The following is a 14,002-nucleotide window of genomic DNA, read 5'->3' as shown; positions in this document are numbered from 1 at the left end:
GCCTTGATGCAGTCGTAGGCGGCCGCGAGGTTGACGTTCATCCCCTGGCGCCAGAAGTCGCGCTTGGCGCCCTCGGAGACGGAGCTGCCCTCCCGGTTGGCGCCGAAGAAGGACTCGGCGAGGTCGATCCAGAACTGCGACGCGTCGCGCAGCACGCCCGAGCGGATGCCGTCGAAGACCTCGATCGGCAGACCGTCGGGGTTCGACTCCTTCTTGATCATGACCGGGGGGACGGCCCCGGCGGTGATGATCTTCGATACGCGGCCGACGCCGTGCTGGGCGGCGTAGCGCACCATCTCGCCGCCGCCGGTGGAGTGGCCGATCAGCACGAGGTCGCGCAGGTCGAGCGACTCGACGAGCTCGGCGACGTCGCGGGCGTAGGTGTCCATGTCGTTGCCGGTGTAGGTCTTCGACGAGCGACCGTGGCCGCGACGGTCGTGGGCGATCGCGCGGTAGCCGTGGTCGGCGAGCAGCTTGACCTCGACCTGCCAGGCGTCCGAGGACAGGGGCCAGCCGTGGCTGAGCAGCACGGGCCGGCCCGAGCCCTGGTCGGTGTAGTAGATCTCGGTGCCGTCGGACGTCGTCAGGTAGGGCATGTCGGCTCTCTTCCGTCGGGGATGGACCCCGACCCTCCCGCCGCGGCGCCGGCCGCCGCATCGGTCTCTCGACGCAACTACCGCTCAGGCGGTGGCGAGCGCGTCGGCGAGGAACGCGGCACCCTCCCGCAGGGCGGCCCGGGCGGCGGGCACGTCCCGGAGCGGGCGCAGCGTCACGAAGTCGTGGACGACACCGAGGTAGCGGGTGGCGAGGACCTCGACGCCGGCCTCGCGCAGGGCCCGGCCGTAGGCCTCGGCCTCGTCGCGCACCACGTCGACCTCGGCGGTGACCACGAGCGCGGGCGGCAGCCCGACGAGGTCCTCGCGCGTGGCGCGCGCCGGGGCGAACGCGGCGTCCCCGAGGTCACGGGGCGACCCCGGGTACTGCTGCCAGTACCAGCGTGCGGCGGCGCTGGAGAGCACGGGTACGTCCGCGAACTCGCGGTGGGAGCCGGAGTCGCAGCGCGGGTCGGCCCACGGGTAGTAGAGGAGCTGGGCGGCCAGGCGCGGTCCCCCGCGGCGCTGGACGAGCATCGCGAGCACCGTGGCGGTCGTCGCGCCGGTGCAGTCACCGGCGACGGCCACCCGGCCGGGGTCGAGCTCGAGCTCGCCCGCGTGGTCGACCACCCAGAGCAGCGTCGCGTACGCCTCCTCGAGGGCCACCGGGAAGCGGGCCTCGGGCACGAGGGTGAACTCCGGGACGACGACCGCCGCACGCGCGAGGGTCGCGAGCCCGCGGATCAGGTGGCCGTGCGTGTCGGCGTCCCCGGTGATCCACCGGCCGCCGTGCAGGTGGAACACCACGGGCAGCGTCCCCTCGACGCCCACGGGCCGGACGACGCGGAAGCCGACGAGCCCGGCGGGTCCCACCGGCGCGCTGTGGAGCTCGACCTCGACGCCGGGCCCCTCGAGGTGGTCGTCCTGCAGCTCGCGCAGGGCCTCGCGCCCGGCGTGGGGTCCCAGCCGGTGCAGCGGCGGCGGTCCTTCGAGGCCCCGCAGGAGCCGGGCGCACGCCGGATCGAGGACCGTGCCCCGGTCGTCGGTTCCCGTCACCGCCCGCTCCTCACCCTCTGCGCTCCACTCGACCGAACGGTAGCGGTGGTTCACCTGCGCAACCATCGCCGAGGGGGCGAAGCAGTCGACCGACCGATGCGCGCGCCCGGTGCCCCGGCCACGCTGCGGGATCAGTGGGCGCCCGGCGCGATGACCTCCGACGGCCCGGGCCCGACTTCCCGGCGAGGGATGGCGACGGGCCGTCGGCGGCCTAGGCTGTGGCCGCGACGAGAGGAGGACCGATGAGTCGCCACCCCACGGCCTCGGCCGGCCGGTGACGCTCGTCGGGCGCGATCCCGAGCGGGCCGTCCTCGAGGCCCTCGTGGGCGCGGTCGCCGCCCCGCCGGTCCGGCCCGGCGGGGCCGACCGGCCCGCCGTCGTGGTGCTGGGCGAGGCGGGGATCGGCAAGACGGCTCTGCTCGCGCACGGCGCCGGGCGGGCCGCCGACGCCGGGGTGAGGGTCCTCGCGGCCGACGGCTGCCGCGCCGAGTCCGAGGTCCCCTTCGCCGCGCTCGGCCAGCTGCTGTTCCCGCTGGTCGACCTCGTCGACGAGCTGCCCGCGCACCCGCGCGCCGCCGTCACCGCCGCGCTGCTCGACGGCGCCGAGGGCGTCCCGACCGGCGCGCTGCAGCTCGGGGTCCTCCTGCTGCTGCGCCGCGCTGCCCGCACGGGACCGGTCCTGCTGGTGGTGGACGACGTCGACCGGCTCGACCGGGAGTCGCTGCGGGCGATCGTCTTCGTCTCCCGGCGCCTGAGCTGGGTCGACCGCATCGGGCTGGTCCTCGCCGGGCGCGGCGACGTGCGCCCCCTCCCCGGCGACGCCTCGCTGCCGACCCTCGCGCTCGGACCGCTCGACGACCGCGCGGCCGCAACGGTCGTCGAGCGCCGGATGCCGGGACTGTCCGGCGAGGTGCGGCGCGAGGTCCTCGCGGCCGGGCAGGGGAACCCGCTCGCCCTCGAGGAGCTCGCGGACGCCGGGAGCGCCCTCCCGGCGGAGCTGTCGCGCCGCGTCGACGGGCTGTTCGGCGTCGGCATCCGGGAGCTGCCCGCGACGACCCGGCGGCTCCTGGCCTACGCCGCGGTGGCGGAGGGGGAACCGATCGCGACGATCCACGCGGCCGCCGGCGTCGCCCCGGCCGACCTGGCGGGCTGGGGCCCGGCGGAGCGGGCCGGGATCGTCCTCGTCGAGGGCACCGCCGTGGCGTTCCGCCACCCGCTGGCCCGCGCGGCGGCGTACGTGATGACCCCGGCCGCGGACCGGCGGACCGCGCGGCTCGCCCTCGCCGAGGTGGGGGACGATCCCGACCTCGCCGCCTGGCAGCGCGCCCGGGCCTGCCTCGCGCCCGACGAGGCCGTCGCATCGGCCCTCGCCGCGACGGCGGCACGCGCGGGGGAGCGGGGCGACCACCGGACCGAGGCGCGGGCGTGGCGCCGGGCCGCCGCGTGCTCGCCGGATCCCGGGATCCGCCTGGAGCGCCGTCACCTCGCGCTCCGGGCGTCGTACGCGGCGGGCGACGTCGACGGGGTCACCGAGCAGCGCGAGGCGATCCGCGGGGAGACCGACGACCCGACCGTGCTGGTGTTCACCACCCTGCTGGCCGCGGCGGCCCTCATGCTCCACGCCCGCCAGCGCGAGGCGGTCCGACGGCTGCAGGAGGTCGTCCCGCTCGTCGGCCGGACCTCGGCGGCAGGAGCCGCGCTGCTCGCCGCCTTCCTGCGCCTGGCCGCCGACTTCTCCGGTGCGCCCGACCAGCTTGTCGTCGCCGACGCGGTGGAGACCCTCCCGGCGGTCCGGGCGGCCATCCGACGGGTGGTCGCCGAGGCGGACTCGCCCGCCGACCTCATGTGGGCACGCGCCACCGTCTACGACCGCGCCGAGGCCGCCCAGCTGCTCGACCGGATCCTCGACAGCGGCCGCGCCGGTCCCGACGCCACCGCGGACGACCTGCAGAACCTCGGCTTCCTCGCCGACCGCGCCGACGACGTGCGCCGCTCGGTGGAGCTGTTCGCCCGGGCCCACGACCGGATGCACCACGAGGGCCCGACCGCGTTCGGGGTGCCGATCCTGGCGGCGCTGCTCGTCGAGCACGGGCGCTGGAGCGCGGCCGACACCGTCATCGCGCGGTGGGGCGACCTCGCCGACGCCCGCGGCCTGGACCGCGTGGCCGTGGAGCTCGCCGCGCCGCGGGCGGCCCTGGCGGCGCTGCGCGGCGATCCGGGCCTGGCCCACGGGATCGTCGCCGAGGCCCGCCGGCGGATCGACCTCACGGACAACCGACTCCTCGATCTCCGCCTCAACTCGTCCGCAGCCCTCGCCGCGATGATCGAGGGCGACCGGGCCCGGGCCTACCGCCATCTGCGCACCGCCTTCACCGCGGAGGGCGAACCGGTGCATCCCGGGCTGTCACCCCGACTCGTCGCGTCCCTCGCCGCGGCCGCGGTCGGGCCCGCGGACCGGCGGGACGCGGCCCTCGTCGTGGGCCGGGTCCGTGCCGCACTCGGGGAGCGGACCTCGCCCTGCCTGCGGATGCTGCTGCACCACGCGGACGCCCTCCTCGGCGACGAGCAGCGGACGGAGCACCACTTCCGGCTGGCGCTGGCCGACCCCACGGGGCAGGACTGGCCGGTGGAGCGGGCCACCGTGCGCCTGCACTACGGCGAGTGGCTGCGCCGGCGCCGGCGCCCTCTCGAGGCCCGCGAGATGCTGGGCGCAGCGCTGGAGGCCTTCGACGCGCTCGGCGCCGTCGCCCCCGCCGAGCGGGTGCGCGCGGAGCTGCGCGCTGCGGGGTCCGGGGAGCCGGCGGAGGAACGGCCGGAGGTCGACCCGCTCGCCGAACTCACCCCTCAGCAGCGCGAGATCGTGCGGCTCGCCGCTGCGGGCCTGCGCAACCGGGAGATCGCGCAGCGCCTGTTCCTCTCCCCGCGCACCGTCGGTTCCCATCTGCACCACGCCTATCCCAAGCTCGGGATCAGCGGCCGCCACCAGCTGGTCGCCGTGCTGCGCGACGGCTCCCGCGGATGAATCCGGCAGATGTGGTCGTTCGACGGAAGCGCGCGGCCGCGCCACCTCCCTAGGGTGACGGGCCGGGGGAGTGTCGAGAGGAGCCGCACATGGCGATCACCCGTGGGTTCATGGGTCGGCGGAGGCAGTCCGAGCGCGATCCGCGCCTGCCTCCCGGCCAGTACGACGTCGGGAGGTCCTGGCCGGTGCTCACCGCCGAGCCGACGGCCCGGATCGACCCCGAGCGCTGGTCGCTGTCGATCGACGGGCTCGTCGCGAACCCGACCACGTGGTCGTTGCGCGAGCTCAAGGCGCTGGCGGGCCGGGACGAGGACACCTACCGCGGTGACATCCACTGCGTGACGACCTGGTCCAAGCTCGACACCTCGTTCACCGGCATCAGTGTCGACACGCTGCTCGAGGTCGCGCAGCCGCTGCCGGAGGCGACGTTCATCGTCGAGGAGTCGACCACCCGGTACACCACCAACCTGCCGCTCGACGACGTCACCGGCGGCAAGGCGTGGGTCGTGTGGGAGCACGAGGGCAAGCCGCTGACCCGGGAGCACGGCGGCCCGGTGCGGATGCTCGTGCCGCACCTCTACTTCTGGAAGTCCGCGAAGTGGATCTCCAAGATCACCCTGCTGGACCACGACGAACCCGGGTTCTGGGAGGTCAACGGCTACCACGACCGCGGCGACCCGTGGCGCGAGCAGCGCTTCGAGGGGGACTGAGAGCCCGGTGACGGAGACCGGGAACGACCGTCGCCTGGCCGCGGTGTGGCGCGACGCGAAGGTCGTCGACGTGCGCCACCACGGTGACCTCGCGGTGATCCTGCGCCTCGACGTCCCCGACCGCGTGATCCACCGACCAGGGCAGCACTACGTCGTGCGGCTGCGCGCCGAGGACGGCTACACGGCGAGCCGGTCGTACTCGACGGTGTCCGCCCCCTCGGACGACGACGTCGAGCTCTACGTCGAGCGGGTCCCCGACGGCGAGGTGTCCGGCTTCCTCGCCGAGGGCGTCGAGCCCGGCGACGAGCTCGAGGTCCGCGGGCCGATCGGGCGCTGGTTCGCCTGGGACGGCCGCAGCCCTGCGCTCGGGATCGGCGGTGGCAGCGGCGTCGCCCCGCTGGTGTCGATGCTGCGCCACGCCCGCGACGTCGGGCGTCCGGAGCTGCTCTCGCTCGCGGTCTCCGCGCGCACCGCGGCCGCGCTGCCCTACCGCGAGGAGCTCGAGGCGGCCGGGGCGCTCGTGGCGCTGACGCGGGAGAACGGGTTCCGGCTCGACGGGGCGGCGGTGGCCGCGATCGCCGACCCCGAGGCCACCGCATTCGTGTGCGGCTCGGCACGGTTCACCCTCGCGATGGAGTCGTACCTGATGGCGGCCGGGCAGCCGGAGGGCAGCATCCGGGTCGAGCGGTTCGGACCCAGCGGAGAGATCGAGGAGAGCGAGACGGATGAGTGACCTGGACGTCGACGTCGTGGTGATCGGCGCCGGCCCGGTCGGGGAGAACGTCGCCGACCGCGCGCACCAGCAGGGCCTCTCGGCGGCGGTCGTCGAGTCCGGGCTGGTGGGTGGCGAGTGCTCGTACTACGCGTGCATCCCGTCGAAGGCGCTGCTGCGCCCGGTCGACCTGCTCGCGGCGACGCAGCGCATGCCCGGCGTCGAGGCGGGCCCGATCGACGTCGCGGCGGTGCTCGCGCGGCGGGACCAGTTCGCGGCCGAGGACGACTCCTCCCAGGCGAGCTGGCTCGACGGCGCGGGGATCACGCTGCTGCGCGGCCGCGGGCGGCTGGCCGGCGAGCGCGCCGTCGAGGTGACCCACGACGACGGGACGACGACGTCGGTCGGCGCCCGCTACGTCGTCGTCGCGACCGGTTCGGTACCGACCCACCCGCCGGTCGACGGCGTCGAGGACGTCGGTGCGTGGACCAACCGCGACGCCACGCAGGTCAAGGACGTCCCGTCCTCGCTGCTGATCCTCGGGGGCGGGGTGGTCGGCGTCGAGATGGCGACGGCCTACCAGCGCCTCGGCGCCCGGGTCACCCTCGTCCAGCACGGCGAGCGGCTGCTCCCGAACACCGAGCCCGAGGCCGGGCGGCGGGTGCGGGGCGCGCTGGAGGCCGACGGCGTCGACGTCCGGGTCGGGGTGTCGATGCGCGAGGTCCGGCGCGAGGGCGGCGAGGTCGTGGCCTCGCTCGACGACGGCTCCCAGGTGCGCGGGGCCGAGCTGCTCGTGGCCGCGGGCCGGCGCCCGACGACCGACGACATCGGGCTCGAGACGGTCGGGCTCGAGCCGGGGAAGCCCCTCCCGGCGGACGACTCGACGACGGTGCTCGGCGACTGGCTCTACGCCGTCGGCGACGCCAGCACCGGCGCGAAGCTCACGCACATGGGCAAGTACCAGGCCCGGATCTGCGGGGACGTGGTCGTGGCCCGCTCCCGCGGCGAGGAGCTCGGCGGCCGCTACTCCCACCACGCGACGACCGCGGAGCACACCGCCGTCCCGCAGGTGATCTTCACCGACCCGCAGGTGGCCTCCGTCGGGCGCACCGAGGCGGCCGCGCGCGACGCGGGCCTGCCGGTGCGCACGGTGAGCTACGAGATCGGGAACGTCGCGGGCGGCGCGCTGGAGGCCGACGGCTACGACGGATTCGCCACGCTGGTGGTCGACACCGAGCGCGAGGTCGTGGTCGGCGCGACGTTCGTCGGGCAGGACGTCGGGGACATGGTCCACGCGGCGACGATCGCGGTCGTCGGCGAGGTGCCGCTGTCGCGGCTGTGGCACGCGGTCCCCTCGTTCCCGACGAAGACCGAGGTGTGGCTGCGGCTGCTGGAGGCCTACGGCATGTGAACGACCACAATCGTTCACATGGGCTCCGCCCTAGTTGCTGATCGCCGGGGCCGCGCCGACGAAGTCCGCACTGCTGATCTGGTCGACGAGGAAGTCGGCGATGTCGGCCCGGGACATCTCCACCCCGACCGAGTCGCGGCCGAGGAACCCCGCGCGCACGGTGTGGTTCGCGGGCACGTCGATCGGCGCGAAGATCCGGGCGACGGTCCAGTCGAGCTCCGAGGTGGCGACGACCTCGCTGATCCCCTGCACCTCGCGCAGCGCCCCCGGGATGAGCAGGCCGATCCCGATCGGGACCAGGCGGTCGAGCAGGCGCGGCCGGTCGCGGGGGTCGGGCACGCTGACGGTCGCGAGCGCGACGAGCCGCCGCGCCCCCGTCCCGTGCATCGCCGCGACGATCCGGCGGGTGCCGTCGGTCAGCGGGGTGCCGCGGACGAACGGGTCGATCGGCGGCCCGAGCGCGCTGATCACCGCGTCCGCGCCCTCGACCGCCTCGCGGATCGCGTCCTCGTCGGTCAGCTCGGCGGCCACCACGTCCACCGCCGCGGCCGCGACGCCGAGCTTGGCGGGCGACCGGACGAACGCGGTCACCTCGTGTCGGTCCTCGAGCAGACGGCGGACGACGAGGGCACCGATCTTGCCCGTCGCCCCGAACACGGTGACCTTCACGGCGGTCTCCCCTTCGCAGGTGGCGTGGGGCCGGGATCGCCCGGGCCGGCCGGGTTCACCCCGCGAGGAGACCGGTATCACCCCGGGGTGGGGCGGGCCGCGCCGAGCACGACGTGGTTGAGCACCGACGGACCCGGGATCGCGACCGGCTCGAGCGCGGTCAGCGTGAACCCGGCCCGGGCGACGCGCCCCGCGATGTCCCGCTCCAGGTGGCACCCCGCGAACAGCCGCTGCTGCAGCCCGGTGAGGCGGTGCTGCCAGCGCGCCACGGACGGCTCGGGGGACAACCCGTGGTCCAGGAGGAGGAACTGCCCGTCCGCGCGCAGGACCCGGCGGACCTCGGCGAGCGCGGCGTCGAGGTCGGGGATCGTGCACAACGTGAACGTGCTGACGACCGTGTCGGCCGAGGCGTCGGGGAGCGGGAGCGCCGCGCCGTCGAGCCCGACGTGCTCCACCGGCACGTGTGACGCCGCGACCCGCGGCGCCGCCAACCGGCGTGCGACGGCCGACGGCTCGACCGCGAGCACCCGGGTCACCGCGGGCGGCAGCAGCGGGAGGTTCGGCGCGGAGCCCGAGCCGAGGTCGACGACGACGCCGCGGGCAGGCGCCAGCGCCCGTTCCCGCAGCCGACGCACGGCGGGACGCCCGAGGGCCACGTCGGTGACACGGGGCACGACCTGCTCGGACCAGACCCCCACGACGATCACGCTAACGCCAGGATGTCGGGCGTGGACAGGACACCGACCCCCGCCCTGCTCGCCGGCACCGCCCGGGCACTGGACCACCGGCTCGCCGTCGAGCAGTCCCGGGGCCGCGCACCCTCGATGGCGGGAGCGGTCGTGCGCGGCGGCCGGACGGTGTGGACCGGGAGCCGCGGCCGCGTCGAGGACGGCGCCCCGACCCCGGACACGCAGTACCGCATCGGGTCGATCACCAAGACCTTCGTCGCGGTGCTCGTCCTGCGCCTGCGCGACGAGGGTCTGCTGGGGCTCGACGACGCCCTTGGCGACCACCTGCCCGACGCCCCGGTCACCGACCCGACGATCGCGCAGCTGCTCGCCCACTCCTCCGGGCTCGCCGCCGAGACCGGGGCCCCGTGGTGGGAGCGCTCCGACGGCGCGGTGCGCCCCGACCTCGCGAGCCTCGTCGCGGTGCCCCCGTTGCGCGGCCCCGGGCGGCGCCACCACTACTCGAACGTCGGGTTCGCGCTGCTCGGAGCCCTCGTCGGACGGCTGCGCGACCGGCCGTGGACGGCGGCACTGCAGGCCGAGGTCCTCGACCCGCTCGGCATGGACCGCACGACCTACCACCCGGAGCCGCCGCACGCGTCGGGCTGGGCGGTGCACCCGTGGGCGGATGCGTTGCTGCCGGAGCCGGCCGAGGACGCCGGGCTCATGGCGCCCGCGGGTCAGCTGTGGTCGACGACCGCCGACCTCGGCCGGTACGGCACCTTCCTGCTCCACGGTGACGACGCGGTGCTGGCCGCCGACACCGTCGCCGAGATGCGGGCCCCGTCCGCGCCCGCGGAGCGCGGCGCGCCGCTGAGCTCGCAGGGACTGGGCCTGCAGCTGCTGCGCCACGGCACCCGTGACCTCGCCGGGCACACCGGCTCGATGCCGGGCTTCCTCGCGACGCTCTGGGTCGACCCGGCCGAGGACCTGGCCGGGATCGTGTTCGCCAACGCCACGTCCGGACCGGCGATCGCCACGACCGTGGCCGAGCTGCTCGCGGTCGTCGCCGACCGGGAGCCCGCGCTGCCCGCGGAGTGGGTCCCCGCTGCGCCCGAGCCGGAGGTCCTGGCGCTGACCGGGCCCTGGTACTGGGGCGCGGCGCCGGTCGCGCTGCGGGCGCACGGGACCGACGAGCTCGCGATCGGCGGGCTGGGTGGGGGCGCCCGCGGGTCGCGCTTCCACCGGGACGCCCACGGGGACTGGGTGGGCCTGGACGGCTACTACGCCGGCGAGACGCTGCGCGTGGTGCGGGACCCCGACGGTGCGGTGAGCCACCTCGACCTCGGCAGCTTCGTCTTCACCCGCGAGCCCTACGCGCCGGCCGACGTGGTGCCCGGCGACGTCGATCCCGGTGGGTGGCGGTAGGCCTGGGGTCATCGCCGTGGCGGAGCTGGTGATCGCCCGGAACCCGGACCCGGACTCCAGCCTGGGCTACCTGATGTGGGTCCCGGTCGGGCACGGGCTGGTGTTCGCGGAGACGCGCCCGCTCGCCGAGGAGTGGACCTACCAACGCGGCACCGCGCGGTGACGGCCGGTCCCGGGGGGGTGGGGCTTCATGGCGCCCCCGGGACCGCCTCGACGCGTCCTTCGCCCGCGCGCGCGAGCCGGCGATCCGTCGTCACGACCACGGCGCCGAGCTGGTCGGCGAGCTCGACGTAGAGGGCGTCGAGCAGGCGCAGACGTCCGCGGCGGGCCCAGGCGCCGGCCAGGAGACCCGCCACCCCGTGCTCGGTGACGGGCATCGCGGTGAGGCGCTCGAGCGCGACGTCGATGTGCTGGATCGGCACGGTGCCATCGCGGTGGAGACGGCCCAGTGCCGAGAACACTTCGGCTGCGAAGTGCGCGGGCACGTGGATGGCGGTGCCGCGCAGGCGCTCCGCGGCGAACGGCGCGAGCTCGGTGCTCGCGAGCAGGTCCACCGCGACCGAGGCGTCGAGCACGACCGCCTCGACCGGTGCCGATCGCCCATGTGCCTGCTCGGGGACGGTCATCGGCGGTCGTCGACCCCGAACTCGTCCCGGGCCTCGTCGAGAGCGTTCATCGCCGACGTGTGGTTCACGGGACGAGCCGGTGCGCTCAGCGAGTCGAGCCAGTCGTCCGTGGCGTGTCGCTCGACCTCGGCCCGCAACGCGGACTGCGTGAGGGCCGAGACGTTCAGGCCGAGCTCGCGGGCGCGAGCGGCGAGATCGTCGGGCACCCACACGTTCAGCCGCGCCATACACACAGCATACACACGCGACCGCCGTCAGAAGTCCTGGCTGGTCTCGACCGCGGCCGTCGATCCGGCGATCCGGGTCAGGTGCACCCGCCGGCTCAACCGGATCAGGGGCCGGATCAGCAGCTCGACGGACCCGGCGAGGAAGCACCAGGTGCCGGCGATCGTCGTCGCGTCGGAGAAGAACAGGATGCTGCCGACGATGAACCAGAGCGCGACGAGGATGTCGTTGACGATGGACAGCACCTCGTAGCGCTTCCGGATGATCAGCTCGTCGTGCCCGATGTGGATCGTGAGAGGACCCGTCGTCATGGCCGTCAGCATGGCCGAGGAGACGCTCGTGCACCCGGATCCGGGGCCGGTCGGTGTCCCGGCGTCTCCTCAGCGGTGAGGGGAGCTCAGCCGCGACCGAGGTAGGGCATCGTCGTCGCCATCACGGTGAGGAACGGGACGTTCGCGTCGAGCGGCAGGCCGACCATGTAGCGGACGGCGTCGGCGACGTGCTCCGGGTCGAAGGTCGGCTCCACCATGCGCTCGCCGTTGGGCTGCACGATCCCCTCCCGCATCCGGGCGGTCATGTCCGTCGCGGCGTTCCCGACGTCGAACTGGCCGCACGCGATGGAGAACGGCCGGCCGTCGAGCGCGATCGTCTTCGTGAGGCCCGTGACGGCGTGCTTCGTCGCGGTGTAGGCGATGCCGCCCGGGCGCGGGGTGTGCGCGGCGATCGAGCCGTTGTTGACGATCCGGCCGCCCTGCGGGTCCTGCCGGCGCATGATCCCGAAGGCCTCGCGGGCACAGAGGAACGAGCCGGTCAGGTTGACCCCGACCGTCGCGTGCCAGCCGTCGACGTCGACCTCGTCGGGCGGGCCGACCGGCCCGGTCATCCCGGCGTTGTTCACCAGCAGGTCGAGCCGGCCCCACGCGTCGGTGGCCGCGGCGAAGAGGGCGGCGACCGCCGCGGGGTCCGCGACGTCGGTCGGCACCACGAGCGCGCCCGGCGCGTCACCGGCCGTCTCGCGCAGCGCCTCCTCGCGCCGCCCCGCCAACGCGACCCGCCACCCGTCGTCGAGCAGGGCGCGGGTGATCACGCGGCCGAGGCCGGACCCGGCCCCGGTGACGACGGCGGTGCCGGGCTCGGTGCGCATGGGTCGCAGCCTCGCACGGTGTCGCGGATGTTCAATCCCGCGTCCGCGGGCGGGCCCTACCCTCCGCCCCATGCGGACCTCGGGCACCTTCACCGTCGCGACCTTCGACCCCACCGACGTCACCCCGGAGCCGGCGATCACGACGGCGTTGCCGATCGGCGTCGCCCGGATGGAGAAGGTCTACGACGGCGACGTGAGCGGCCGGTCCGCGACGCTGTTCACGGCCGCGTACGACCAGGCGACCGGCCAGGGGACCTACGTCGCGATGGAGGCCTTCGAGGGGAGCGTCGACGGCCGCGCGGGCACGTTCGCGTACGTGCACTCGGCGACGACGTCGGGGGCGGACCGCACCCACGAGTACTTCCTGGTCGTCCCGGGCAGCGGCACCGGCGAGCTCGCGGGCATCCGGGGCGACGGGAGTCTGGTCGTCGACGCGGACGGCACCCACCGGGTCACGTTCGAGTACGAGCTGGGCTGAGGCAGACGTCCCTTGGTGTGAACGGGCCAGCCGGGTGGACACCTCGGCGTAACGACATCGCTCGAGCACCGATGCATCCGGACGACGGGCCGGCACCACCGATCGGCCCGACCGTCGGGGGGTCGTCATGGGTCGCTGTCGTTGCGGCGCCGCACTGGTACCGGATCTGCACTTCTGCGTCGCGTGCGGCGCGCGCCAGGACCTCGTCCGGCGGGTGCCCGTCGCGGTCGGTGCGGCCCGGCTCGCCGCCGCCCCCGCGCCGCCGTACGTCGCGCCCCGCCCGACCTACTACCCGGCGCCGGCGTCGGGCCCCGTCTCCCGGCCCGGCGTCGCCCCGGTGCCCGCGCGCTCGACGGTGCCGTGGATCGTCGCCGGTGTCTCGGTCGTCGTGGCGGTCGTGCTGGTGGCGGTCGGTGTCCTCGCGGCCCGCCCCGCGACGGTCTTCGGGACGCCGGCGCCCACCCCGGTCGTGGTCCCGACGGTCACCGTGGGCGTCCCGGTGCCCGCCGCCGCGTCGTCGGAGAGCGACTCGTCGGGCTCCGGGTCGACGGGCGGGTCGGCCGCCGCGGCGCTGGCGGCCCAGGTCGCGTCGGACCGCTCGACCGTCGAGGGCCTCGTCGGGCAGTGGGTGCCCCAGCTCTCGGCCAAGCGTGACGGCCTCGTCGCAGACGGCATCACCTACGACGACGACGCGATCCTCACCCACTGGTCCGCCCTGACCGGGCGTGACCCGTCGGCGGTGATGCTCTACTCCGGCGACTGGCCGGTGTTCAACGGCAGCGACTTCTGGGTCGTGGTGCACCCGCAGGGCTTCGCCACGGCGGCCGCCGCGAACGCCTGGTGCGACGCGCAGGGGTACTCGGCCGACGACTGCTACGCGAAGAGGCTCTCCCACTCCGGCGGTCCCGCGGGCACGACGGTCACGCGGCACTGATCCGCGTCCGCCGGCGCGGGTCCACCGACCCCCCGACACACGACGACGCCGGTCCTCCCGCGAGGGGAGGACCGGCGTCGTGGCGGAGCTGGGGAGATCAGAGGCCGAGGCCGGCCAGCATCCCGTCCTGGGGCGCGTCCTTCGCGGCGTCCTTCTTGACCGTGTCGGCCTTCGTGTCGGCCTTGTCGGCGGTCTTCTTGGCGTCGCCGGCCTTCGGGGCGGCCTTCGGCGCCGGGAGCTGCTGGGCCTGCGGGGCGGTGGCCGGGGCCGGCGCGGCGGCCGGAGCCGGAGCAGCCGCGGGGGCCGGAGCAGCCGCGGGGGCCGGA

At 75.4% G+C, this 14,002-nt stretch carries 17 protein-coding genes; 8 read left to right on the top strand and 9 right to left on the bottom strand.

All coding sequences use genetic code 11. From position 1 onward, the window contains the following. A partial coding sequence (locus AC0CYZ_RS26790; RefSeq protein WP_472221042.1) for an alpha/beta fold hydrolase occupies positions 1-596 on the bottom strand: 596 nt, incomplete at its 3' end. Positions 597-680: 84 nt separating this feature from the next. Further along, entirely contained in the window at positions 681-1,649 is a 969-nt protein-coding gene (locus tag AC0CYZ_RS26785; protein ID WP_472221040.1) for an alpha/beta hydrolase, read from the bottom strand. A 274-nt stretch (positions 1,650-1,923) separates the two neighbouring features. Between AC0CYZ_RS26785 and AC0CYZ_RS26780 the strand changes: the two genes are divergently transcribed. From AC0CYZ_RS26780 to AC0CYZ_RS26765, 4 genes are all read left to right on the top strand, one after another. Continuing rightward, positions 1,924-4,671, top strand: coding sequence for a helix-turn-helix transcriptional regulator (locus AC0CYZ_RS26780; protein WP_472221038.1), 2,748 nt, complete (start codon positions 1,924-1,926; stop codon positions 4,669-4,671). An 89-nt stretch (positions 4,672-4,760) separates the two neighbouring features. Further along, positions 4,761-5,381, top strand: a complete 621-nt coding sequence (locus AC0CYZ_RS26775; RefSeq protein ID WP_472221036.1) for a sulfite oxidase-like oxidoreductase — start codon at positions 4,761-4,763, stop codon at positions 5,379-5,381. A 7-nt stretch (positions 5,382-5,388) separates the two neighbouring features. Next, on the top strand, positions 5,389-6,114 hold the full coding sequence (locus tag AC0CYZ_RS26770) for an FAD-binding oxidoreductase (RefSeq protein ID WP_472221034.1): 726 nt from the start codon (positions 5,389-5,391) through the stop codon (positions 6,112-6,114). Continuing rightward, positions 6,107-7,504, top strand: a complete 1,398-nt coding sequence (locus AC0CYZ_RS26765; RefSeq protein WP_472221032.1) for a dihydrolipoyl dehydrogenase family protein — start codon at positions 6,107-6,109, stop codon at positions 7,502-7,504. The genes AC0CYZ_RS26770 and AC0CYZ_RS26765 overlap by 8 nt, the downstream gene beginning before the upstream one ends. 30 nt (positions 7,505-7,534) lie before the next feature. Here AC0CYZ_RS26765 and AC0CYZ_RS26760 read toward each other — a convergent pair whose 3' ends face one another. Beyond that, positions 7,535-8,173, bottom strand: coding sequence for an NAD(P)-dependent oxidoreductase (locus AC0CYZ_RS26760; RefSeq protein ID WP_472221030.1), 639 nt, complete (start codon positions 8,171-8,173; stop codon positions 7,535-7,537). Between the two features lie 77 nt (positions 8,174-8,250). Then, positions 8,251-8,871: a class I SAM-dependent methyltransferase gene (locus AC0CYZ_RS26755; RefSeq protein WP_472221028.1), complete on the bottom strand. Its 621-nt coding sequence runs from the start codon at positions 8,869-8,871 to the stop codon at positions 8,251-8,253. Positions 8,872-8,901: 30 nt separating this feature from the next. Between AC0CYZ_RS26755 and AC0CYZ_RS26750 the strand changes: the two genes are divergently transcribed. Both AC0CYZ_RS26750 and AC0CYZ_RS26745 read left to right on the top strand, forming a co-directional pair. Then, positions 8,902-10,269 carry a serine hydrolase domain-containing protein gene (locus tag AC0CYZ_RS26750; RefSeq protein ID WP_472221026.1) on the top strand — a complete coding sequence of 456 codons (1,368 nt, stop codon included), beginning with the start codon at positions 8,902-8,904 and terminating at the stop codon, positions 10,267-10,269. Between the two features lie 16 nt (positions 10,270-10,285). Beyond that, positions 10,286-10,432, top strand: coding sequence for a hypothetical protein (locus AC0CYZ_RS26745; protein WP_472221024.1), 147 nt, complete (start codon positions 10,286-10,288; stop codon positions 10,430-10,432). Between the two features lie 25 nt (positions 10,433-10,457). On the opposite strand, the gene AC0CYZ_RS26740 is transcribed toward AC0CYZ_RS26745, so the two are convergent. The 4 genes from AC0CYZ_RS26740 to AC0CYZ_RS26725 form a co-directional block, all read right to left on the bottom strand. After that, a complete protein-coding gene (locus AC0CYZ_RS26740; RefSeq protein ID WP_472221022.1) occupies positions 10,458-10,895 on the bottom strand; it encodes a type II toxin-antitoxin system VapC family toxin in 438 nt (145 codons plus the stop codon). Further along, the gene (locus AC0CYZ_RS26735) at positions 10,892-11,122 is read right to left on the bottom strand and encodes a type II toxin-antitoxin system CcdA family antitoxin (RefSeq protein WP_472221020.1); all 231 of its coding nucleotides are present in this window, start codon (positions 11,120-11,122) and stop codon (positions 10,892-10,894) included. Before AC0CYZ_RS26735 ends, AC0CYZ_RS26740 begins: the two co-directional genes overlap by 4 nt. A gap of 27 nt (positions 11,123-11,149) precedes the next feature. After that, entirely contained in the window at positions 11,150-11,431 is a 282-nt protein-coding gene (locus AC0CYZ_RS26730; protein ID WP_472221018.1) for a YrhK family protein, read from the bottom strand. An 86-nt stretch (positions 11,432-11,517) separates the two neighbouring features. After that, a complete protein-coding gene (locus AC0CYZ_RS26725; RefSeq protein ID WP_472221016.1) occupies positions 11,518-12,264 on the bottom strand; it encodes an SDR family oxidoreductase in 747 nt (248 codons plus the stop codon). Positions 12,265-12,334: 70 nt separating this feature from the next. Between AC0CYZ_RS26725 and AC0CYZ_RS26720 the strand changes: the two genes are divergently transcribed. Both AC0CYZ_RS26720 and AC0CYZ_RS26715 read left to right on the top strand, forming a co-directional pair. After that, entirely contained in the window at positions 12,335-12,742 is a 408-nt protein-coding gene (locus AC0CYZ_RS26720) for a DUF3224 domain-containing protein (protein ID WP_472221014.1), read from the top strand. Between the two features lie 127 nt (positions 12,743-12,869). Further along, a complete protein-coding gene (locus AC0CYZ_RS26715; protein ID WP_472221012.1) occupies positions 12,870-13,676 on the top strand; it encodes a hypothetical protein in 807 nt (268 codons plus the stop codon). Between the two features lie 97 nt (positions 13,677-13,773). Here the strand turns inward: AC0CYZ_RS26715 and AC0CYZ_RS26710 are convergent. Continuing rightward, on the bottom strand, positions 13,774-14,002 hold a 229-nt coding region (locus AC0CYZ_RS26710; protein ID WP_472221010.1), incomplete at its 5' end, for a hypothetical protein.

The organism is Actinomycetospora sp. (assembly GCF_055612215.1).
The sequence above is the reverse complement of the archived record's forward strand: the minus strand, read 5'-3'. Positions and strand labels throughout refer to the sequence as shown.